The sequence below is a fragment of the Runella aurantiaca genome, assembly GCF_003339505.1.
Taxonomy (GTDB): domain Bacteria; phylum Bacteroidota; class Bacteroidia; order Cytophagales; family Spirosomataceae; genus Runella; species Runella aurantiaca.
Genome location: NZ_QPIW01000003.1, coordinates 218,660 through 239,540, shown reverse-complemented (window position 1 = coordinate 239,540; position 20,881 = coordinate 218,660). Strand labels below are relative to the sequence as shown.

The 20,881-nt window shown below is 43.9% G+C and carries 16 protein-coding genes; 12 read left to right on the top strand and 4 right to left on the bottom strand.

Translation table 11 applies throughout. The annotated features are described in order from the left end of the window. Positions 1-11: 11 nt before the first annotated feature. The 4 genes from tgt (at position 12) to glf (ending at position 5,411) form a co-directional block, all read left to right on the top strand. Positions 12-1,145, top strand: a complete 1,134-nt coding sequence (tgt, locus tag DVG78_RS06340; protein WP_114460218.1) for a tRNA guanosine(34) transglycosylase Tgt — start codon at positions 12-14, stop codon at positions 1,143-1,145. 165 nt (positions 1,146-1,310) lie between these two features. Further along, a complete protein-coding gene (locus DVG78_RS06335) occupies positions 1,311-2,822 on the top strand; it encodes an OmpA family protein (protein ID WP_114460217.1) in 1,512 nt (503 codons plus the stop codon). Positions 2,823-2,928: 106 nt separating this feature from the next. Continuing rightward, positions 2,929-4,218, top strand: coding sequence for a nucleotide sugar dehydrogenase (locus tag DVG78_RS06330; RefSeq protein ID WP_114460216.1), 1,290 nt, complete (start codon positions 2,929-2,931; stop codon positions 4,216-4,218). Between the two features lie 92 nt (positions 4,219-4,310). Beyond that, on the top strand, positions 4,311-5,411 hold the full coding sequence (gene glf / locus DVG78_RS06325) for a UDP-galactopyranose mutase (protein WP_114460372.1): 1,101 nt from the start codon (positions 4,311-4,313) through the stop codon (positions 5,409-5,411). A gap of 307 nt (positions 5,412-5,718) precedes the next feature. Here glf and DVG78_RS06320 read toward each other — a convergent pair whose 3' ends face one another. Then, complete coding sequence (locus DVG78_RS06320; protein ID WP_114460215.1) at positions 5,719-6,036, bottom strand: DUF3784 domain-containing protein; 318 nt, start codon at positions 6,034-6,036, stop codon at positions 5,719-5,721. Next, the gene (locus tag DVG78_RS06315) at positions 6,036-7,370 is read right to left on the bottom strand and encodes a 4Fe-4S dicluster domain-containing protein (RefSeq protein ID WP_114460371.1); all 1,335 of its coding nucleotides are present in this window, start codon (positions 7,368-7,370) and stop codon (positions 6,036-6,038) included. The genes DVG78_RS06320 and DVG78_RS06315 overlap by 1 nt, the downstream gene beginning before the upstream one ends. Before the next feature lie 207 nt (positions 7,371-7,577). On the opposite strand from DVG78_RS06315, the gene DVG78_RS06310 reads away from it, so the two are divergent. After that, positions 7,578-9,092 carry a P-loop NTPase family protein gene (locus DVG78_RS06310; protein WP_114460214.1) on the top strand — a complete coding sequence of 505 codons (1,515 nt, stop codon included), beginning with the start codon at positions 7,578-7,580 and terminating at the stop codon, positions 9,090-9,092. A gap of 58 nt (positions 9,093-9,150) precedes the next feature. Here DVG78_RS06310 and DVG78_RS06305 read toward each other — a convergent pair whose 3' ends face one another. Further along, entirely contained in the window at positions 9,151-10,155 is a 1,005-nt protein-coding gene (locus DVG78_RS06305; RefSeq protein ID WP_114460213.1) for a hypothetical protein, read from the bottom strand. 279 nt (positions 10,156-10,434) lie between these two features. Between DVG78_RS06305 and DVG78_RS06300 the strand changes: the two genes are divergently transcribed. After that, positions 10,435-11,517, top strand: a complete 1,083-nt coding sequence (locus DVG78_RS06300; protein WP_114460212.1) for a tetratricopeptide repeat protein — start codon at positions 10,435-10,437, stop codon at positions 11,515-11,517. A gap of 55 nt (positions 11,518-11,572) precedes the next feature. Continuing rightward, positions 11,573-12,439, top strand: coding sequence for a DMT family transporter (locus DVG78_RS06295; protein ID WP_114460211.1), 867 nt, complete (start codon positions 11,573-11,575; stop codon positions 12,437-12,439). Positions 12,440-12,476: 37 nt separating this feature from the next. Here DVG78_RS06295 and DVG78_RS06290 read toward each other — a convergent pair whose 3' ends face one another. Beyond that, positions 12,477-13,037, bottom strand: coding sequence for a hypothetical protein (locus DVG78_RS06290; protein ID WP_114460210.1), 561 nt, complete (start codon positions 13,035-13,037; stop codon positions 12,477-12,479). Positions 13,038-13,501: 464 nt separating this feature from the next. On the opposite strand from DVG78_RS06290, the gene DVG78_RS06285 reads away from it, so the two are divergent. From DVG78_RS06285 to DVG78_RS06265, 5 genes are all read left to right on the top strand, one after another. Continuing rightward, positions 13,502-15,997, top strand: a complete 2,496-nt coding sequence (locus tag DVG78_RS06285) for a YbcC family protein (protein ID WP_114460209.1) — start codon at positions 13,502-13,504, stop codon at positions 15,995-15,997. 8 nt (positions 15,998-16,005) lie between these two features. Next, positions 16,006-17,874, top strand: coding sequence for a proton-conducting transporter transmembrane domain-containing protein (locus DVG78_RS06280; protein WP_114460208.1), 1,869 nt, complete (start codon positions 16,006-16,008; stop codon positions 17,872-17,874). Between the two features lie 179 nt (positions 17,875-18,053). Then, positions 18,054-18,842, top strand: coding sequence for an endonuclease/exonuclease/phosphatase family protein (locus tag DVG78_RS06275; RefSeq protein WP_114460207.1), 789 nt, complete (start codon positions 18,054-18,056; stop codon positions 18,840-18,842). Then, the gene (locus DVG78_RS06270) at positions 18,839-19,702 is read left to right on the top strand and encodes an AraC family transcriptional regulator (protein WP_114460206.1); all 864 of its coding nucleotides are present in this window, start codon (positions 18,839-18,841) and stop codon (positions 19,700-19,702) included. Before DVG78_RS06275 ends, DVG78_RS06270 begins: the two co-directional genes overlap by 4 nt. 172 nt (positions 19,703-19,874) lie before the next feature. Continuing rightward, a complete protein-coding gene (locus tag DVG78_RS06265) occupies positions 19,875-20,780 on the top strand; it encodes a dihydrodipicolinate synthase family protein (protein WP_114460205.1) in 906 nt (301 codons plus the stop codon). Positions 20,781-20,881: the final 101 nt, after the last annotated feature.

Below are 20,881 nucleotides of genomic sequence, written 5' to 3'. Positions count from 1 at the left end.
AATTCACTTTCATGAAATTCGATATTATTCATAAAGATTCTGGCACCAAGGCCCGGGCTGGAGTGATTCAGACCGACCATGGTACCATTCAAACCCCCATTTTTATGCCCGTTGGTACCGCTGGTACTGTCAAGGCAGTACATCAGCGTGAATTAAGGGATGATATAAAGGCACAGATTATTTTAGGGAATACCTACCATCTTTATTTACGCCCAGGGTTGGATATTTTAGAAAAGGCAGGCGGATTACATCGTTTTAACGGATGGGACAGACCTATTTTAACCGATAGCGGCGGGTATCAGGTCTATTCGTTGGCAAAAACAGGGCGTAAAATCAGCGAAGAGGGTGTAAAATTCAAATCGCATATCGACGGGTCTACCCACTTTTTTACTCCAGAGGGCGTCATGGATATTCAGCGCCGAATCGGTGCAGACATTATCATGGCTTTTGACGAATGTACGCCTTACCCATGTGACTTTTCCTACGCGAGGACGTCTATGGATATGACACATCGCTGGCTGAAGCGCTGTTGCGACCGTTTTGACAACACACAGTCTATTTATGGCTACCAACAAACACTATTCCCGATTGTTCAAGGAAGCGTTTATAAAGATTTGAGAAAACAATCAGCCGAGTTTATTGCCAGCATGGAGCGAGAAGGTAATGCTATTGGAGGATTATCTGTGGGAGAACCAGCCGAAGATATGTACGAAATGACCGAGCTAGTTTGTGGTATTTTGCCCGCCGATAAGCCTCGTTATCTGATGGGCGTAGGCACCCCAGAAAATATTTTGGAGAGCATTGCATTAGGTATCGACATGTTTGATTGCGTGATGCCTACTAGGAATGCCCGGCATGGTATTTTATACACAACAGAAGGCGTAATAAATATTAAAAATGAGAAGTGGAAAGATGATTTCAGTCCTATTGATGAGCGTTTAGGGGGCTACGTAAGCACTTCTTACACAAAAGGATACTTAAGGCACCTCATCAAATCAGAAGAAATCCTCGGGGCACAGATCGCAAGTGTTCATAATTTAAGCTTTTATTTATGGCTTGTAGGACAGGCTCGGGAGCAAATTATTGCGGGAACGTTCCTTCTTTGGAAGGCTGAAATTTTGAGAAAATTAATGTACAGACTTTGAAAGCTGGTAAAAAAGAATTTTCTTTAGAGTATCAAAATATTTTTTGAAATAAAAATTGAATCCATACTTTTGTTGGCGAATCTGGTCAGGAAAGACTATTTTTGCGATAGTAGAATTTATAGGTATAGTGAAACGTATCCCCCTTATTCAACAAAAAGGTTTATTATGAAAAAAGTATCTCTGCTTGTCACATTCGTATTGTTGGGATTCTGTTTGCTTGAAACTCAAGCGCAGTACAATCCAAAGGCTCCTTACGAAGGCCCCTACAAGCTGAACACTTGGTCTTTAAGTGCTTATCTTGGTCCAAGTCAATTTTACGGCGATTTACGTGAATATGACTTCTTCCCTGTAGGTACTGACAATTTTGACAGCCGTTCAGAACGTGGAACCATGCATTTTGGTGTATCTCTTGGAAAACAACTCACCTACCTCTTTGGGGCAAGATTGGACGTTGGTGCAGGAAATTTGAAAGGGATGAAACGCCGTATCTACCAATCTTATTTTAATGCCAATTATTTTCAAGCCGATGTCTCAGCCACTGTAAACATTAAAGGTCTTCTTTTTGGACCCACAAAATTAAAACGCTGGAAAATGGATGTGTACGCTGGTGCTGGTCAAGTTTGGTTCAAATCTACCGCTTACCAGTTAGGCTCTGGCCGTTTACAGCGCCGCTCTGATGACTCACCTACCTTGCGTAACAATACGGCTGAACTCAACAAGAAGGCGTCTTCTTATACTCAGGAATGGGTTATCCCTGTTGGTTTTACCGCTTCTTATGAACTAACAAAGTCACTTGATTTAGGTCTTGATTTTCGGTTGAACAACGTAAATACTGAGAAATTGGACGCAACAGTAGGCGGAGACCCTTCTTCTATTTATGATGGTCCATCTGGTGGTCGTTTGTATGAAGCTAGTGATGCAAACAGTTTCTTAGGAACGCCTAAAGGTAGCTCGGCGCTTGATAAATACGGCTACCTTGCTGTAACGTTGACCTACAAATTGGGTAAAAACCCATTACGTGTAGAGAAGAAAAACGGCAAATGGGCGTATGACTTCAACGCACTTGATGCTGGCAAAGGTTTTTACCACTTGCGTTATACCGATCCTAAGTTGCTCGTAAAACCCCCGAGAATTCTTTCATTGGCTGAAATTGATTCAATTGCGAAAGCCAATAAACCTAAAGAAATTGACCCTCGTTTGTTGCAAGATACAGATAACGACGGCGTTTCTGACTACTTCGATAAAGAGCCTAACACTCCCGCAGGAAGTATCGTAACGGGTGCTGGTCAGAAAATCGACTTTGATAAATATGTAAGAGATGCCCTTCCTGGCATGGCTTGCAATGAAATATTTGCCAACATATTGTTCGATACCGATAAAGCCATCATCAAACCAGAGTTTTATGACTTGCTTAACAAAGTGGTTGAGTTGATGAATAAAACACAATGCCGCCTGCAAATGGCTGGTCACGCTGACCGCCGTGCTTCAGACCGCTACAACGTAGCTCTTTCTGAACGCCGCGTAAATGCCGTAAAACAATACCTCGCGCAAGCAGGTTTGAAAGATCCAAACCGCATTGTGGTAGATGCCTACGGTTCATTTAAGCCAATTGCTGATAACGGAACGGTAGACGGATTGAAGAAAAACCGTCGCGTAGAATTGAAATTGATGCCTTAATATCTAAAGGCCTCCCAAATGAAAAGACCTTGGCAAACGTCAAGGTCTTTTCATTTGGTACTAACCACACACGTATTGTATCTTTACGGTCAGATTAATAAATAAAATGTACCAGCAACTCCTCCAGAAAGAGAAACAAATAGCAATTATTGGCCTTGGATATGTAGGACTTCCCATTGCTTTAGAATTTGCCAAATATTTTCGAGTCATTGGATTTGATATTAATCAACATCGTATCGATATGATGAGGGCTGGCCAAGACCCTTCCAACGAATTGGATTCAACCGTTTTTGAAGGTAAAGACATCTTCTTTACGGCCAATCCCGACGATTTGCAACAGGCTCATTTTTTTATTGTAGCCGTTCCTACCCCCGTTGATGATTACAAAGTACCCGATTTGAAACCTCTCATCGGGGCGTCGCACGCGATTGGGGAAGCCCTAAAAAAGGGAGATTACGTGATTTATGAATCAACGGTCTATCCTGGCTGTACCGAAGAAGATTGTTTGCCGATTTTGGAGGCCGAATCTGGGCTGACATTAGGTCAAGATTTCAAAATTGGATACTCTCCAGAACGAATCAATCCTGGAGACAAAGAACGCACCATTGATAAAATCCTAAAAATTGTTTCAGGGAGTGACGCCGAAGCGTTAGAAGAAATTGCCCAAGTCTATGGCAAAATCATCACCGCAGGCATATACAAAGCCCCAACCATCAAAGTGGCCGAAGCCGCTAAAGTAATCGAAAACACCCAACGCGACCTCAATATCTCATTGATGAATGAGTTGGCCATTATTTTTGACATGATGGGAATTGATACCAAAGATGTGATTGAAGCAGCGGGGACCAAATGGAATTTTATTAAACTATACCCTGGCTTGGTAGGCGGACATTGCATCGGTGTTGACCCGTATTATTTGCTCTATAAGGCCAAAAAATTAGGCTACGACCCGCAAGTAATCCACAGCGGACGACGTATCAATGACGGTATGCCTGGGTTTATCGCTAAACGATTGGTACAGATGTTGATTCAAAAAGGAAAAAGCCCTCAGAATGCCAAAGTGCTGATGATGGGTATTACTTTTAAGGAAAATGTCTCGGATATTCGCAACTCAAAAGTGGCGGATTTGGTCAAAGAACTGATGAGCTTCTCCATCAATGTTCACCTTGTTGACCCGTATGCTTCCCCCAATGAAGTCGCCCATGAATATGGATTGACGCTCATTGATAAGCCTTCCAAAGACTATGATGCGGTTATTGTTTCGGTAGGCCATGACGGATATAAAACACTGGATATTAACTATTTCAAGTCTATTATGAATACTGAGCCAATTTTGATGGACTTGAAAGGAATGTATAAAAACACAGAGGAAAATATAACGTATTGGAGATTGTAACTAATAGTTGTAAACGATTATTCTCCAACTGAAATAAATTTTTAGATAGCCAAAACCGAAAGGCTATACTATTGGGCCATAAACAAAAAAAAATGTACGATTATCTTATTGTGGGTGCAGGGCTATTTGGAAATGTATGGGCACACGAAGCCACCAAAAGAGGCAAAAAATGCTTAGTGGTAGACCGTCGGAACCACATTGGCGGAAATACTTACTGCGAAAATGTAGAAGGAATTAATGTTCACTACTACGGTGCACACATTTTTCACACCAATGACAAAGACATTTGGGATTATGTCAACTCATTTGTAGAATTTAACCGTTATACCAATTCGCCCGTGGCAAATTATTACGGTGAACTCTACAATTTGCCCTTCAATATGAATACTTTCTACCAAATGTGGAAGGTACGTACTCCTGAAGAAGCTAAAGCAAAAATTCAGGAACAAATTGAAGCCGCCAATATCAAAGAGCCTAAAAATCTGGAAGAACAGGCCATCTCATTGGTAGGAACCGATATTTACGAAAAACTCATTAAAAGCTACACCGAAAAACAATGGGGACGTAAGTGTGTAGATTTGCCAGCTTTTATTATCAAGCGTCTGCCAGTCCGGTTTACATTTGATAATAACTATTTTAACGACCGTTATCAGGGGATTCCGATTGGTGGCTATAATAAACTCAACGAAGCCTTGTTGGAAGGAATTGATGTACGTTTAGGCGTAGATTACTTTAAAAACCGGGCGGAATTGGATGCATCGGCCAAGCAAATTGTGTACACGGGTCAATTGGACGAGTATTTTGACTTTAAACTCGGCTATCTGGAATACCGCAGCCTGCGTTTTGAGCACCAAACGTTGGATACCCCCAACCATCAAGGTAATGCCGTAGTTAACTATACCGACGGCGAAACGGCCTATACGCGAATCATTGAACACAAGCATTTTGAGTTTGGGACGCAAGACAAAACGGTCATTACACACGAATATCCGCAAGAGTGGACGCCCGGTCAGGAACCTTATTATCCTGTAAATGACGATAAGAACGATAAGCTATTACGTGAATACCGTAAACTAGTTGACAATGAACCGAATGTGATTTTTGGTGGGCGCTTGGCAGAATACCGTTATTATGACATGCACCAAGTGATTGGGTCGGCCCTTGCAAAAGTTCGAAAACATTTTGGAGAATAAAAAAAAAGAACTATATTCGTACTGTTCTTTGGGTAAGTGTTTCTTTTCGTTCAGTGCTTTTATTTTTAGAAATAGGAAATAAAACAGTGAGTAAGAAACGCCAAAAGCGTCTCAAATGCTGAAAAGCAGTCACAAAGTGGTTTAAGCAAGTTAAAAATCAGGATTCAAGTGAATGATTGATGATTAGTTTCCTTAAAAATTTTGGTGAACTAAGGTGCAAACAAGAAACTTACTCAAAAAACTAAAAAAAACGGGGCAGGCAACTGTCCCGTTTTTGCATTTTATAGCCTTCCAGTGAAAATCGGCCTTACTTTTTCACGAATCGTTGTCCACCAATGAGATAAGTTATGGTAAGTAAAAATGTAGAAATCAAAAGAAATACGATAGTGAGCAACTCATATTTTGTTCCTTTCAGCCACATAGCCAACCCGCCCGAAATAAAAAAAATCAGCCCTATAAAAATGATAAAAATCCCAGCCCAACGAGCCAGACCCGCTGGGTCAGTTAGTTTGTTGGGGTCATGCGGAAAGTTAGAAAGCAGATAAAGCGCCTGTTTTTTCCAAATAAACACCCCTAAGCCAATCAACAAGCTACCCGTAATTCCAAAAATGTATATCTCCGCCATTAGCTTTTAAGATTATCAGCCCAATTGAAACGGTCGTCTGGCGAAAATTTCCACGGAGCTTGGTTAGTTTCAAGGTTGTTAAACATGCCATTCCATGAGCCCGGCGCTTGGGCTTCATCCATGATTTTGTAGCGGCGCAATTGCAGAATAATTTCTAATGGATTGATTAGCACGGGGCACTCTTGCACGCAAGCGTTGCAGGTAGTACACGCCAAAATTTCTTCTTCTGAAATATAATCACCAAGCAGGCTTTTGCCATCGTCCTTAAACTCTCCCCCGTTGGCCAGCATGTTTTTACCGACATCTTCCAAACGGTCGCGGGTATCCATCATGATTTTGCGCGGAGAGAGTTTTTTGCCCGTAATGTTTGCCGGACAGGCCGACGTACATCGGCCGCACTCCGTGCAAGAGTACGCATCCATGAGATTTTTCCAGCTTAAATCAGCCACATCTTTGGCGCCAAAACGCCCGATTTCGGCGGGCACTTCATTGGCATCCGGTTGTTCAAGTCCCAACATGATTTTGACTTCTTTGGTAATATCTGGCATGTTTGACATTTCACCTTTGGGAGTTAAATTGGTAAAATAGGTATTGGGGAACGCCAAAAAAATGTGCAAATGCTTAGAATAAGTTACGTACAACGCGAAGCCAAAAATGCCCAAAATGTGCGCCCACCACGCGACGCGCTCTACTGCTACCAAAGCGCCATCCGAAAGATTGGTAAAGATAGGTTGCAGGAACCCGCTAAAAAAGAAACCTCCTACTAATGGATAATGCTCCGCACCGCGTTCTTGTAATAAGCTATCGGCGGCATTCATGCTCAAAATTGCTAGCATCAGCACAATTTCAATGCCTAAAATGGTATTGGCATCCAGTGCAGGCCAGCCGTTCAGCTCACGGTGACGAGTGGGTTGAAGGCGCTCTACTTTGGTGATGTTGCGCCGAATCAGAAAAATGACGCAGACGGCGAGTACACCCACGGCCAAAAACTCAAAGAAATTGATGAGGATTGGGTAAAAATCGCCCAATAATGGGGCAAACAACCGGTGAGTGCCAAATACCCCATCCAACACGATTTCGAGCACTTCAACGTTGATGAGCAAAAAACCCGCGTAAATCACAAAGTGCATTAGACCCACAATGGGGCGGTCAAACATCTTCTTTTGCGCAAAAGCCACCCGTAGCATGGTAGACAATCGTTCGGCAGGGCGGTCGGTCCGATCAACGGCTTTGCCGAGTTGAATCGTCTTTTTAATAATCCCGATGCGTTTGCTAATCAGCCAAGACGTGAGGCCGAGTGCTGCGACAAAAAGAAGTTGTTGAACAATTTGCATAATGGTTCTCAATGGTTGATTTATTCTGCAAGCAGAGTATGAACAAATATCGGAAAAATGAAATAGGTTGCAAATGAACAGGATAAAAAACTGCTCGGCAATCTCTAAACTTACTTAAAGTTGTTAACTTTCGGGAAGCTATGCAAAACTATTCTATCCTTTGGGCTGTTACACACACATACCCAAACTAACCAATTTTTCGACAATATGACCTATCGTGAGTTGAAGTCTAAACAGCTTCTCAAAATCCACACGCTTGGAGAGTTAAAAGCGGCGGGTTATCAGCCAAAATCCATTAAACAGGAATTAAGAGATAATCTTATTGAAAAATTACGGGCCAAAGAATCGGTTTTTCCGGGTATTTGGGGATATGAAGATACCGTTATTCCTGATGTGGAACGGGCGATTTTGTCAATGCACCACATCAATCTATTGGGACTGAGAGGGCAGGCCAAAACACGTATTGCACGATTAATGGTCAATTTGTTGGATGAGTACATTCCGGTGGTGGCTGGCTCAGACCTGAACGACGACCCTTTGGAGCCACTTTCGCGTTTTGCCCGGGATATCATCCATGAAAAAGGAGACGATACCCCAATTGGGTGGATGCACCGCGACGATCGCTACGCCGAAAAACTCGCCACGCCCGACGTTTCCATCGCTGACTTAATTGGCGATGTTGACCCCATCAAAGCGGCTACGCTCAAGCTTCCTTATTCGGATGAGCGGGTTATCCATTTTGGACTTATTCCGCGTTCGCACCGTTGTATCTTTGTCATCAACGAGTTACCCGATTTACAGGCACGTATTCAGGTTTCTTTGTTCAATATTTTGCAAGAAGGAGATATTCAGATTCGTGGTTTTAAACTTCGTTTACCACTGGATATTCAATTTGTATTTACCGCCAACCCCGAAGACTATACCAATCGCGGGAGCATTGTGACTCCTCTGAAAGACCGGATTGACAGTCAAATTGTTACGCACTATCCTAAGTCGCTCGAAATAGGCCGCAAGATTACGCAGCAAGAGGCGATTGTCAAAACTGAACAAAAAGGCATGATTAAGACCAATGAAATCATCAAAGATTTGATTGAGCAGATTGCCTTTGAAGCCCGCGAAAGCGAGTACGTGGATTCTAAAAGCGGGGTGTCGGCTCGCCTAACGATTGCGGCTTACGAAAACCTACTTTCGGCGGCGGAACGGCGTGTGCTTCTCAACGGTGAAAAAGAAACCTACGTACGTATTTCTGACCTTTATGGCGTAGTGCCCGCCATCTGTGGAAAGGTAGAGCTGGTCTATGAAGGTGAAGTAGAAGGGCCCGTAATTGTGGCCCAAAACCTGATTGGCAAAGCCATTCGTACCCAATTCCTGAATTATTTCATCAATCCTGAATCCCTGAAAAAGAAAAAAGGAGCTAAAAACCCTTTCCAAAAAATCCAGGATTGGTTTGGTGAAAATGAAATGGATATTTTGAGCGACCTCACCAACCGCGAATACGAAGCGCGTTTGCGTACCATTGAAGGTCTGGACGACTTGGTGGATGATTTCCACCGGGGATTGGGTCGCGAAGAAAAACTGTTTTTAATGGAATTTGCCCTGCACGGAATGGCCGAATACTCACTCGTGGGCAAGCAAGCGATGGACAATGGGCTTCATTTTAAAGATTTGCTCAGCAGTATGTTTTCGGGCCCCGATGCTGATGATGACGACGACGTGTTTTAGTTTTATATATAACAGCGCCTAAATTAAAAGCCCTGCCAAATATGGTCGGGCTTTTAATTTAAGTAGTAAGTCGTCGATTGGGCCAGAGCGAATCCAACAACGGTCGGGTGTTTAGTTCTAAGCGTTGTTTTACGAATCCATCGCGCAAATAAGCAGGAAGCGCATCAATCCACTGCGAATATTGGTCTATTCCTACCGCTTTTGCTACATAACATTCATGCACAAAATTGAGGTATTTCACGATGTTGAGCAACGAATGGTGAAATTGGGAAATATCAATATCTGCTTCAACAAACCGCTCTAATTGGCGCTGACTACCCGATACTTTTAGTCTTGCCATGATGTCAAAATAAGTCGTAACACCCATACTTTTAGCAATTTGTTCCCAATTTCGTACGCCAAACTTCGTCAATATCTTTCCCTTCTTGGTACGGAGTGCCTTTTCAGGATTGGCCTGTAAACGCTGCCGAAACGCCCGCGCCGATAAGTTACGCGTGGTTTTCAGAAATTGAGCCACGTGTGCTTCCGCCTGCTTAGGCGTTTGGATGGGCAATAAAAGAGCTTGCTCATCACTATCAAGCAAATGATGAAGGGTATAGTGCCCAACGGGCCCCTCTGCGTAAAAACTCACCGATTTGGGATACCAGCCTTTGACCACGTACCCGTTGATAATCTGCCTGATAATGGCTTCGGCATTCACATTAATCCCCTGAATGGACAGGAAAGCCTTGGCGCTATACAACACGCTATAATACGCCTGCGGGAAGGTGGAGTGAAGGGCATATTTGAGGAAATTCTCGTCAGGATTGGCGGCGGTGGTTCGCAATGTATACTCCGCATTCCACGCGTTGAGGAGCCATTTTCTGGTGAGATTTAGGCGTTCAGCTTCCTGCTTTGGGCGGAACCTGCGCAACCCTGCCAAATGCCCGATTTTGTTAGAACCTACCAAGTGACGAATGTGGTAATCAATCCCTCTAAAGTGATTTAAAAACACCTGCGCAGGAATGGATTTTTGCCACTGCTCATCAGCATTTATTAATTGATTTTCTGGCTGCTTTATCATTGTTTTTGGTATTATTTCAATAAAACATCATTGTAAATAAACAACGAAAAAACACAATTAAAAGTTCCTCCTAAACCAGCTCCACATTGTAGCATATTTTCCTAATTAACAGATAGTTAATTAACTTATTTTACACCCAAAATTAGTTACTTTAAAGCCTCAAAAAGAGCAGCTTTTTTCGTATGACTTTTCCAATAAAAGAGGTTTTAATTAAAAAAAGCAGTTTCGGTAAAACCTCCGAGGAAGGCATTATCTTTGCGACTTCAATATCGATTGTTTATGGCCACATTTTTCTTCAAAAAAGCCCCCACCCGAAAAACTTTCATTCAGTTCATTTTTTCGGGTTACGTTTTCATTTTATTCTTCTTTACACTGGTTCTCACGGCTTGTTCTGACCAAAATCAGAGCGAAGCAGCGCAATTTTTTTTAAAGGGGAATCTCGCGCTGGAACAAAAAGAATACGCCAATGCCATTCGCTACTACAACGAGGCTTTGGAGAAAAAAAAGGATTTTGCGGATGTTCACAGCAATCGTGGGATTGCTTATTTGCGGATAGGCGAGTGGGACAAGGCGCTGGAGGATTTTAATCAGGCGCTGGAGATTGATAAAGACTTTGCCGAAGCTTATTTCAACCGGGCGGGTGTGTTGATTGATAAAAGTGAGTTGTCGATAGCGGCGGCCGATTTAGAGCAGATTCGTAAGGTGTACCAAGATTCCTCCAATTATTACTTAAAATGGGGCGATTTAAAATCCCAACAGGGTTATTACGAACAGGCGCTTTCGGAATACGACCGTGCGCTTGCTTTGCAGGCAGGAAACGAGCAGGCGCGGGTCAACCGGGGAGTTGTTTATTTTGCCAAGAAAAATTTTAAAGAAGCACAAGACGATTTCGAAAGTGCTCTCAAGCTTAATCCACAACAGGATTTGGCTTACAATAACTTGGCCTTGATTTTTGCGCGCAATAACCAACCCGAGAAAGCCCTGCAATTCATTAATCGGGCCTTGGATTTTGACGTAGTCAACCCGATTTATTTAAACAACAAGGGTTACGTACTGCTGCTGCAAAATCAGTTGGAAGAAGCCAAAAAACTGATTGACCAGTCGCTGACCAAATCGCCCAAAAACAGTTATGCACACCGCAATGTAGGTCTATATTTTCTCCGTAAAGGCCAAAAAGCCGAGGCTTTGGAAGCACTCCAAAAGGCGTATAATCTCGACCCTTCCACCGACCAGATTCACGCTTGGCTCGGCGAAGCACTTTTGTTAAACAGTCAAAAAGAAAAAGCCTGCAAAATGTGGCGACAAGGACAATCTTTGGGCGACGAAGCATCTTCTACCAAATACGATCAACACTGTAAATAATACTTTGACGCGTTAACCACACCTTTTGCTCACTTTATAACCCACCTTTACTTTCTTGAAAAATATTATCATTGGCTTATTTTTTGCGGCTTTGTGGGCGTCGGCTTCGGTAGCCACTAAATTCGGCATCAGATCAGCCGACCCACTCATTTTGGCCAATGTGCGTTTTTTGATTGCGGGTGGTTTGATGCTCGGCTTCGCTTACGTGGTGCAAGGGCGTAAAAATCCGCTGCCCAAGGGCAAAGAATGGGGCCAACTCCTCATTTTTGCCTTTCTCAATACAACGCTGTATTTGAGTGCCTTTGTGATTTCAATGCGCGAGGTTGCGGCGGGCATCGGCAGTCTTTCAACGGCCACGGGTCCACTTTTTGTGATTATCATTTCGGCGTTTTGGCTCCAGCGTCGATTGCGCTGGTACGAGGCGGTTGGCGTAGTACTTGGCCTGTCGGGGGCAGCCATGGCCACTTGGCCTTTGCTTCAAAACAGCTACGCCAGCGCAAAAGGATTATCCATTCTGATGGCGGGGATTGTGGCTGTGTCGGCGGCAAGTGTCTATTATTCTAAAGTAAAATGGCAATTGTCCAACCTGTTGATTAACGGTTGGCAAGTGATGCTCGGTGGACTGATGTTGTTGCCATTTACCATCTATTTTGCCGATTGGCAACGTACGCAATGGGATATTCAATTTTGGGCTTCCGTGGCGTGGCTAATTATTCCAGTGTCGGTTATTTCGCTGCAACTTTGGTTTTATTTGTTGCGTCTTGATGCGGTAAAGGCTTCACTTTGGCTATTTTTGTGCCCCATTTTTGGATTTACCTATTCCAACCTCCTGCTCGATGAACCGCTCTCTTGGCACACTTTTGCGGGAACAGCCTTGGTAATTTCGGGCCTCTACGTAGCCCAGCGCGATAAATTTTCGTAAATATTATAGGGGCAGACGCAAGGCCTGCCCTTACTGATTAAAATTCCTTCTTCAAACGAAGGCCAAACGCCACCGCGTTGTTCTGTAAGGGTTCGGCCGAAAGCCCAATGCGGGGCCGGCCCAAACGCGAATTGTAGGTATTGACGGCTCGCCGCAGTTGAGCGTTTGCAACGAGATTGGAAGTCAACGAAACACCGATAGCCCCAAAATATGTAATCCAGAACGTTTGACGACTCACACCTCTTCCACCCACCGAGCGCGACGTAACCAAGAAGTAGATACCCGGCAAAGCCGATATTACGGAGCCAACCGCGCGTATGGTGCGTGCCCGAGTAAAATAACGATTCACGGCTGGGTCATCCATTTCACCAAAAGGAATTTCAAGCGAATATTGGTTACGGAGGCGTTGTCCACCGTAATAATACCGGCCGTTGCTGCCAATGATAATGGGTTTTAAATGAACATTTTCCAGCAGAGGTTGAAAAAAAGCAGTATCTCTCCGAGAACTCGGGGGTTGTTGTGCGAACAGCGACGAAGCAGCAAAACACAAAATAAAAACGACGATAAGCGCTCGGTTAGTCAGTTTATTATTCTTCATTCTAACGTATTTTAAAAACAAATGGGCGGTTGAAAGCAATGGATTGGAAATGATTGAGAGGGCATAAGATACTGTAAAAATGACAATCTACTTTTGAATTTTCAGGGATGAGGCCAGAAAATCTCAAAAATATTCAAAATCAATACATTAAAATAGAATTAAAAAAAGATGGTGCAGTTCTAAATTTTACGGCTATTTTTCTATCATCAAAACCAAAATACTGACATTAATCATTTAATAATCAAATCATTAAATACAAATTGTTTTTGTTTTTATTTTCAACAAAGCAAAGTTTTGGTATTGGAAAATAAAGTACTATTTCTATTTTAATGGCAAATTAATCTCTCGAAATTCTTCTCCGCGTAGATTTGAATATTCATTAGCAAAAACGGCCACGCCCGATTGCTCAGCTGCCGTTACTCAATCCGTCTACTGAGTTCATAGTAAACACCATAGTTAAGTACATGAAAACACATGATTCATTGTTCGATGAACACGCAGTACTCCATGATTTGAAGCACTTCTTGCCTGCTCAAGCGCCACTCAAAGACTTTATCCACCACAATACGCTACACGCATTTCAGACGGACAAATTCTACGAAGCTACACAAAGAGCATCTGAATTGTTTGGATACAAAGTCTCGCTTTCGCTGGATGAATTTCGTGAATTATATAAGTCGGAGCGCATCAAAAAAGAGGTGCTTGACAAAATCATTGTCGAAAAGAAAGGAACAAAAGCCCTTAAGGAATGGCAAAACAACCTTATTTCCAAAAAATACGCTCCTGCGGCCTTACCGAGGGTTGGCGCATTGCGGGCCAACTGGAAAAAGCATTACCGCATTGATTTGGATTCTCTCGTGCATCCGATTCTTTTCCGAGTGCTTTGCAGTTATCTTGACCAAGGCATTTCGATTTGGAATTTCCCCATTAAAGACAAAACGTTTCTTGCTTCCATGCGGGAGCTCGAAAAAAATAGTTTTTCGAGCATTTTTAGGGCTTCTCGCGCCAAAGATTTGCTTTTAAACAATAGTTGCGAAATCAGCTCGTTGTTGAAAATTCTGGTAGGCAAAAAAGAATTATATCAACAATACCTCTACGATCAGCAATTCGCGCATCAGGGATGGTCGGGGATGGTATCGGCCATTGAAGACCAACCACAAACATTGCTCGACCGCCGCAAAATATCACTCCATGATGTGGTTGTGTTTGAACTTTTGTTGGAAATCGACGCCCTCGACTTTCACTGCGGTGGAGATTGGCAACCGTTAAAAGAGCGCATGATTCAAGCGCCAACACCGCTTTTTGCCCCCGTCGAAAAAACCGAACTGAACGAAGTGCTTTCGCTGTGGCAGGAGGCTTTTGAATGGAGTTATTATGACCAAGTACTAACGGGACTCCAAAACAAAAAGAAGGAGAGCGTTGATAGCTCTCGCAAAAGCTTTCAGGCCATGTTTTGTATCGACGACCGTGAATGCTCCCTGCGCCGCTATCTGGAAGAGTTTGACCCTGCCTGCGCGACATTTGGTACGCCTGGTTTTTTTGGGGTGGAGTTCTTCTATCAACCCGAAGACGGGAAATTTTATACCAAAGTTTGCCCCGCTCCCGTCACGCCCAAATACTTAATTAAAGAAATAGGCAACAAACACCGACGCAAAAAAGATGTGCATTTCAGCAAACACTCCCACTCTTTTTACGGAGGTTGGCTGATTTCTCAAACGCTGGGATTTTGGTCGGCCGCGAAGCTGTTTATCAATATCTTTCGGCCTTCGATGAGTCCCGCTACGGCGTCTTCTTTTAAACACATGGACCGGTTTTCGACGCTTACCATCGAAAACAAACATGCCAATCACCACGAAAACAACCTTCAAATTGGGTTCACGATTGACGAAATGGCCATTCGTGTCGAAAACCTGCTAAAAAGTATTGGTTTAGTAGATAATTTTGCGCCTATTGTATACGTGATTGGACACGGAGCGAGCAGCGTAAACAACCCTCACTACGCCGCCTACGACTGTGGTGCCTGCGCGGGTCGGGCTGGCTCGGTCAACTCCCGGGTGATTTCTTTCATGGCCAACCACCCCAAAGTCAGGGCTATTTTGAGCGACCGAGGCATTGTGATTCCTGCCGATACCCAGTTTATAGGAGGTCTTCACGATACCACCCGCGACGAAATAGTGTACTTTGACGAAAATACGCTCTCGCCCAAAAATCAGGAAAGACACAAAAAGAATGAAACAATTTTTGAGAAAGCGTTGGATTATAACGCCAAAGAACGCTCTCGGAGATTTGAATCCATTGATACCACACTGAGCCCTCAAAAAATCCACGAAAAGATAAGAACCCGCTCAGTATCGTTGTTTGAGCCTCGGCCTGAGCTCAACCACGCCACCAACGCCCTTTGTATCATTGGCCGGCGGAGCTTATCGAAAGATGTTTTTCTGGACAGACGAGCGTTTTTAAATTCGTTTGACTACCAAGTAGACCCCGAAGGAAAGTACCTACTCAATATTCTCAACGCGGCCGCGCCCGTGTGCGGAGGCATTAATCTGGAGTACTTTTTCTCACGCGTAGATAATCAAAAACTCGGTGCAGGAACCAAATTGCCGCACAATGTAATGGGACTTTTTGGCGTTGCCAACGGAATCGACGGCGATTTGCGTCCTGGACTGCCGAGCCAAATGATTGAGGTACACGACCCAGTGCGTCTTCTGATGATTGTGGAACACTTCCCAGAATTAGTCTTGAAAACGATTCAAAAAAATCCCGCAACGTATGAGTGGTTTATCAACGAATGGGTCAATTTGGCCGTGATAAACCCCGAAACACAGGAAATTTCAGTGTTTAGAAATGGGGAGTTTGTGCCTTATAATCCTTTAGCAAATCACTTAGACACGGTCAACGACATTACGTCCTTGTTAGAAACTCACCATGAAAACCTTCCCGTTTACTCACTTAGCTAGTTATTGCCATGACCTTGTTCCTTCATATTTTTATTCTGCTCCCCGTTCTTGGATTCATTATCAGTTTATTGGTGCCTGCGCCTAAAGAAGGTGTTATTTCGGGCGTTGCTTTTGGAACGGTGGGCTTGCATTTGGCTTCCACCCTCGGCTTTATTGGGTATTGGTTATTGAATGGCCGTCCCATTCTGAACATCAAAGACATTGTGCTTTTTAAAGCCACGGGATACGAGTTTTTTATTGATTTTTGTTTTGACGAAATCGCCGCCACCTACCTTTTTGTTGGCTCGTTTTTGACTTTCTTGGTCACCATCTACAGTCGGTATTATCTCCACCGCGAAAGTGGCTACAAGCGGTTTTTCAATACGATTCTGTTCTTTTATGTAGGCTACAACATCATCATTCTCTCTGGTAACCTCGAAACTCTTTTTGTGGGTTGGGAGATTTTGGGAATCTCTTCTTTTCTCTTAATTGCCTTTTATAGAGACCGTTACCTGCCCGTCAAAAATGCTGTCAAGGTATTTTCCATTTATCGAATTGGCGATGTGGGTCTGATATTGGCCATGTGGATGAGCCACCATTTGTTTCACGAAAATATTACTTTCCTGAAATTAAACAATTATGAACTCGTGCACGAACACCTCCAAAGCCATACATGGATTGGGGTTTTTATCTCGATTATGATTTTGATTTCGGCAGCGGCAAAATCGGCTCAGCTCCCGTTTTCTTCGTGGCTACCCCGCGCCATGGAAGGGCCTACGCCCTCGACGGCCATTTTTTACGGCTCACTTTCGGTGCATTTGGGCGTGTTTTTGTTATTGAGAACCTATCCTTTTTGGGAACACCAGCTCTCAGTCCGGATTCTGATTGCGGTATTGGGGCTACTTACAGCGGTGATTACGACGGGAATTGCCCGGGTTCAATCGTCGGTAAAAAGTCAAATTGCGTACGCATCTATTGCGCAAATCGGGTTGATTTTTATTGAAGTGGCGGCAGGTTTGGAAATGCTAGCGATGTTTCACTTTGCTGGAAACGCTTTCTTGAGAACGTATCAGCTGCTGGTTTCACCGTCGGTGGTAAGTTATTTGATTCGTGAACAATTTTACAACTTCTCCCCTCGTGCTCATTCTATCGAACATTTCTTCCCCAAAAAACTCGAATATACGCTCTATCTGTTGAGCATTAAGGAGTGGAATCTAGATTCGTTGATGTACCGTTATTTATGGAATCCGTTGAAATGGGCGGGCAACAAAATGAATTTCCTGACCGTCAATCGGCTGTTGATTTTCTTTATTCCTACCTACGTTATTGGATTGGTTTGCCTTTACAATGAAGAGCTGATTCCTACCAATATCCACGCCTATCTGCCGATTTTCTTTTCGTTGATTGGACTATTGATGGTATTGAAATCCTTTACAGAACGCCGAAAAGCGCCGATCAGTTGGATATTGGTCATCATGAACCACTTTTGGATTGCACTGGCGATTTCGTTCAATGAACATTTCAAAAACGACCAGACAATCTTGTACCTCAGTGGCATTATTGCGTCGGGGGTTTTAGGCTATTTCTGTCTTACAAAACTTAAATCCATCGAAGGTAACATTGACCTAGACCAATTCCATGGGCATTCGTACAAACACCCCAAGCTGGCGTTTATTTTCCTAATGGCATGTTTGGGGGTTTCGGGTTTTCCCATTACCCCAACTTTTATTGGGGAGGATTTGATTTTCAGTCATATCCACGAGAATCAAGCTATTTTGGCATTGTCAGTTTCTTTGAGTTTTATCATTGACGGACTGGCCATCATCCGGATTTATGCCCGGATTTTCTTAGGGCCACACGTAAAATCAGTGTACGAAACCGCCTATCGTTCCTCATAGATTTGATATTGTCTGTAGTTTATTTGTTTAGTGTTAGTAGTGATACCGAAAGAGGCTGTCTATGAAGGCAGTCTCTTTTTTTACAAACTTCAAAAGAGAATGAATGGGGCATTTCTCGGATTTGAATTGATGATTCGATTATCTTTGTTTGCGATTGTTTCCCTTAACTCCGTTGGACTGTGCGCGTTTTTAACTACTTTTTATTGTTATTGCTGGCGTGTTATGCTGGGATTTCTGCCTATGGACAGAAGTCAAAACCCGCCCCTATCAAGTTGAAAGTGATGACCTTCAACATTCACCACGGCGAAAATAACTTGGGCAAAACCAACTTAACTCGTGTGGCAGATTTAATCAAAAAGCACAAGCCCGATTTTGTGGCGTTACAAGAAATTGACAGCGGAGCCACGCGCTCGGGAAAGTTGAACCAAATGCGAATTCTATCGCTGTTGACGGGCTACGAGCAAGCCTTTGGCAAAACCATTGATTTACAGGGCGGAAAATACGGACTTGGCATCTTATCGGCCCGCCCGATTGAGGCCGTTCAGCGGCTCAAACTCCCCAATCCAGACTCCACCGAACCGCGCCTGCTGATGTGTGCTTTGGTGGACCTTGGCGTCAATAAATACGTCCGGTTTTGCACTACGCACCTCGACCATCGGTCGCCGCTGAATCGAGGTCTGCAAGCGGCGGTCATTAACGAAAACTTACAGAATAGTCTATATCCAGTCATTGTAGGCGGGGATTTTAACGCGACCGCCGACGAGCATACCCTTGAAGCAATGACCAAATACTGGAACGACGCGGGCGCAAACACCGAAGGAGCCACCTACCCGGGCAACGGTAAGCGAATTGATTACTTTTGGACGCACAAAGAAAGCCCGTTTAAGGTGCTCGATTATCGCGTCTTGTACGAGCCTACCACCTCCGATCACCTTCCCGTAGTTGTTACTTACTCATTCGGAAAATGAAAGCACTGCTTTTTCGCGTCCCCACCGTTGATGACCGCTCGTTTCGGGTGCAGGTAGATCACGACAAACACTTTTACCAACGTCTTCATTTTCACCCTGAATTTCAGTTGACCTTAATCAAGGAAGGCGCTGGAACTTTGGTGGTTGGTGACCGAATTGACCGTTTTCAGCCTTATGATTTAGTGCTGTTGGGGGCCAACGTGCCGCACGTGATGCTCAACGATGCCGACTATTTTCAACTAGATTCGACGCGGCAGGTCATGGCGTATTCGTTCTTTTTTAAAGAATCTATTCTGGGAGAGATTTTTATCAAATCACCCGAATTGATACACATAGCTGAATTGCTACGGGAAGCCACGCATGGGGTACGGATTCGATTTTCTGAGCCTAATTCGCTCACTGATAGGCTAGAAAAAATAAATGAGCTGCGTCCTTTTGAGCAATTAATGCTACTGCTAAACACGCTTGACACCCTTACGCTCACGCCCGACTGCGAACGCCTATCGGGAACATCCTACAAAAACCCGAATAAACCCGTTGACCATCAGCGATTAGAGAACGTTTTTAACTTTATTCTGACCAATTACGCCAACGCCATTACCCTCGACGACATTGCAGGCGTAGCCAATTTAACGCCTCATGCATTTTGTCGGTTTTTGCGGGTTCATACCCGTAAAACCTTCTCTCAACTACTCAATGAAGTGCGGATTGAGCACGCTTGCCGGTTGTTGAAAGACTCCACTCAAAGTGTTAGCCAAATTGCTTTTTCGTGCGGGTACGCCAATTTATCCAATTTCAATCGACAGTTTAAACAGGTAACCGGTATGCCACCACGCGACTACCTAAAAAAAACCAATTAAGGAAAAGTAATAGTTCTTTATCCATTTAGAAGGGGTAAAATGTGGTTTTTGAGTAAAATTCTATTAGAATCAGTCAACCGGCGAAAAGTTTGGCAAACTCCGGCACGTTAATTTTGTAGCGTACAAATTAATTAACATTTACGTTTCTGCATAATCTCAAAACTTTCCTCATATGAAGCCAAATTGGATAGGCGTATATCCCGCCGTGACGACAAAATTTTTTGAAGACGAAACCCTCGATCTCAAAACGTTTTCCTACAACATTGACGAACAAATCAAAGCTGGCGTACACGGCATCATCATCTGTGGTTCGCTTGGAGAAAACAGTACGTTGACCTACGCAGAAAAGCTGGAGCTTTTGACGGCGGCCCGTGAGACCATTGCCGACCGCGTACCGTTGATCATCGGCATTGCAGAAAACATCACCCGCGTGGCGGTTTCGTTCGTGAAAGAAGCGGCTGGTGCGGGCGCAGACGGCTTTATGCTGTTGCCCCCCATGCGTTACCCATCCGATGAGCGCGAAACGTTGCATTATATGCACACCGTAGCGGATGCAACTGATTTGCCCGTGATGATTTACAATAACCCATTGGCTTACAAGACTTTAGTAACCATCCCAATGTTCAAAGATTTGGCCCAAAATGCCCACTTTGAATCCATGAAAGAGTCGACGGGCGATATTCGCTACATGACTGACATTATCAACGAACTCGGTGGACGCTTCAAAATTCTTTCGGGCGTTGACGACATGGCATTGGAAAGCCTCATCATGGGTGCTGATGGCTGGATTGCGGGTTTGGTGGATGCTTTCCCGCGTGAAACGGTTGTGATTTATGAATTGGCCAAACAGGGGCGCATTGAAGAAGCTCGTGAAATTTATCGTTGGTTCTACCCGCTGCTGCATTTGGACGTATCGACCAAGTTTGTGCAAAACATCAAATTGGCTGAAGTAGCAACGGGCTTAGGAACAGAATACGTGCGTCAGCCGCGCTTGCCGTTGATCGGTGAAGAACGTGAGCACGTGCTGAAAGTCATCAACGATTCATTGGCGAAACGGCCTGTTCTGCCTGCGATTTGATATTTTTAACCGCAAAGGGCATTAAGAAGTTCGCAAAGAACACGAAGATATTCTTTGCGAACTTTGCGCTCTTTCTTTGTGCACTTTGCGGTTAAATTCTT

Coding starts and splice junctions, on each gene's coding strand:
- tgt (WP_114460218.1), top strand. CDS start 12: ATGAAATTCGATATTATTCATAAAGATTCTGGCACCAAGGCCCGGGCT.
- DVG78_RS06300 (WP_114460212.1), top strand. CDS start 10,435: ATGGCCACATTTTTCTTCAAAAAAGCCCCCACCCGAAAAACTTTCATT.
- DVG78_RS06285 (WP_114460209.1), top strand. CDS start 13,502: ATGAAAACACATGATTCATTGTTCGATGAACACGCAGTACTCCATGAT.
- DVG78_RS06320 (WP_114460215.1), bottom strand. CDS start 6,036: ATGGCGGAGATATACATTTTTGGAATTACGGGTAGCTTGTTGATTGGC.
- DVG78_RS06315 (WP_114460371.1), bottom strand. CDS start 7,370: ATGCAAATTGTTCAACAACTTCTTTTTGTCGCAGCACTCGGCCTCACG.
- DVG78_RS06265 (WP_114460205.1), top strand. CDS start 19,875: ATGAAGCCAAATTGGATAGGCGTATATCCCGCCGTGACGACAAAATTT.
- glf (WP_114460372.1), top strand. CDS start 4,311: ATGTACGATTATCTTATTGTGGGTGCAGGGCTATTTGGAAATGTATGG.
- DVG78_RS06290 (WP_114460210.1), bottom strand. CDS start 13,037: ATGAAGAATAATAAACTGACTAACCGAGCGCTTATCGTCGTTTTTATT.
- DVG78_RS06305 (WP_114460213.1), bottom strand. CDS start 10,155: ATGATAAAGCAGCCAGAAAATCAATTAATAAATGCTGATGAGCAGTGG.
- DVG78_RS06310 (WP_114460214.1), top strand. CDS start 7,578: ATGACCTATCGTGAGTTGAAGTCTAAACAGCTTCTCAAAATCCACACG.
- DVG78_RS06280 (WP_114460208.1), top strand. CDS start 16,006: ATGACCTTGTTCCTTCATATTTTTATTCTGCTCCCCGTTCTTGGATTC.
- DVG78_RS06270 (WP_114460206.1), top strand. CDS start 18,839: ATGAAAGCACTGCTTTTTCGCGTCCCCACCGTTGATGACCGCTCGTTT.
- DVG78_RS06335 (WP_114460217.1), top strand. CDS start 1,311: ATGAAAAAAGTATCTCTGCTTGTCACATTCGTATTGTTGGGATTCTGT.
- DVG78_RS06330 (WP_114460216.1), top strand. CDS start 2,929: ATGTACCAGCAACTCCTCCAGAAAGAGAAACAAATAGCAATTATTGGC.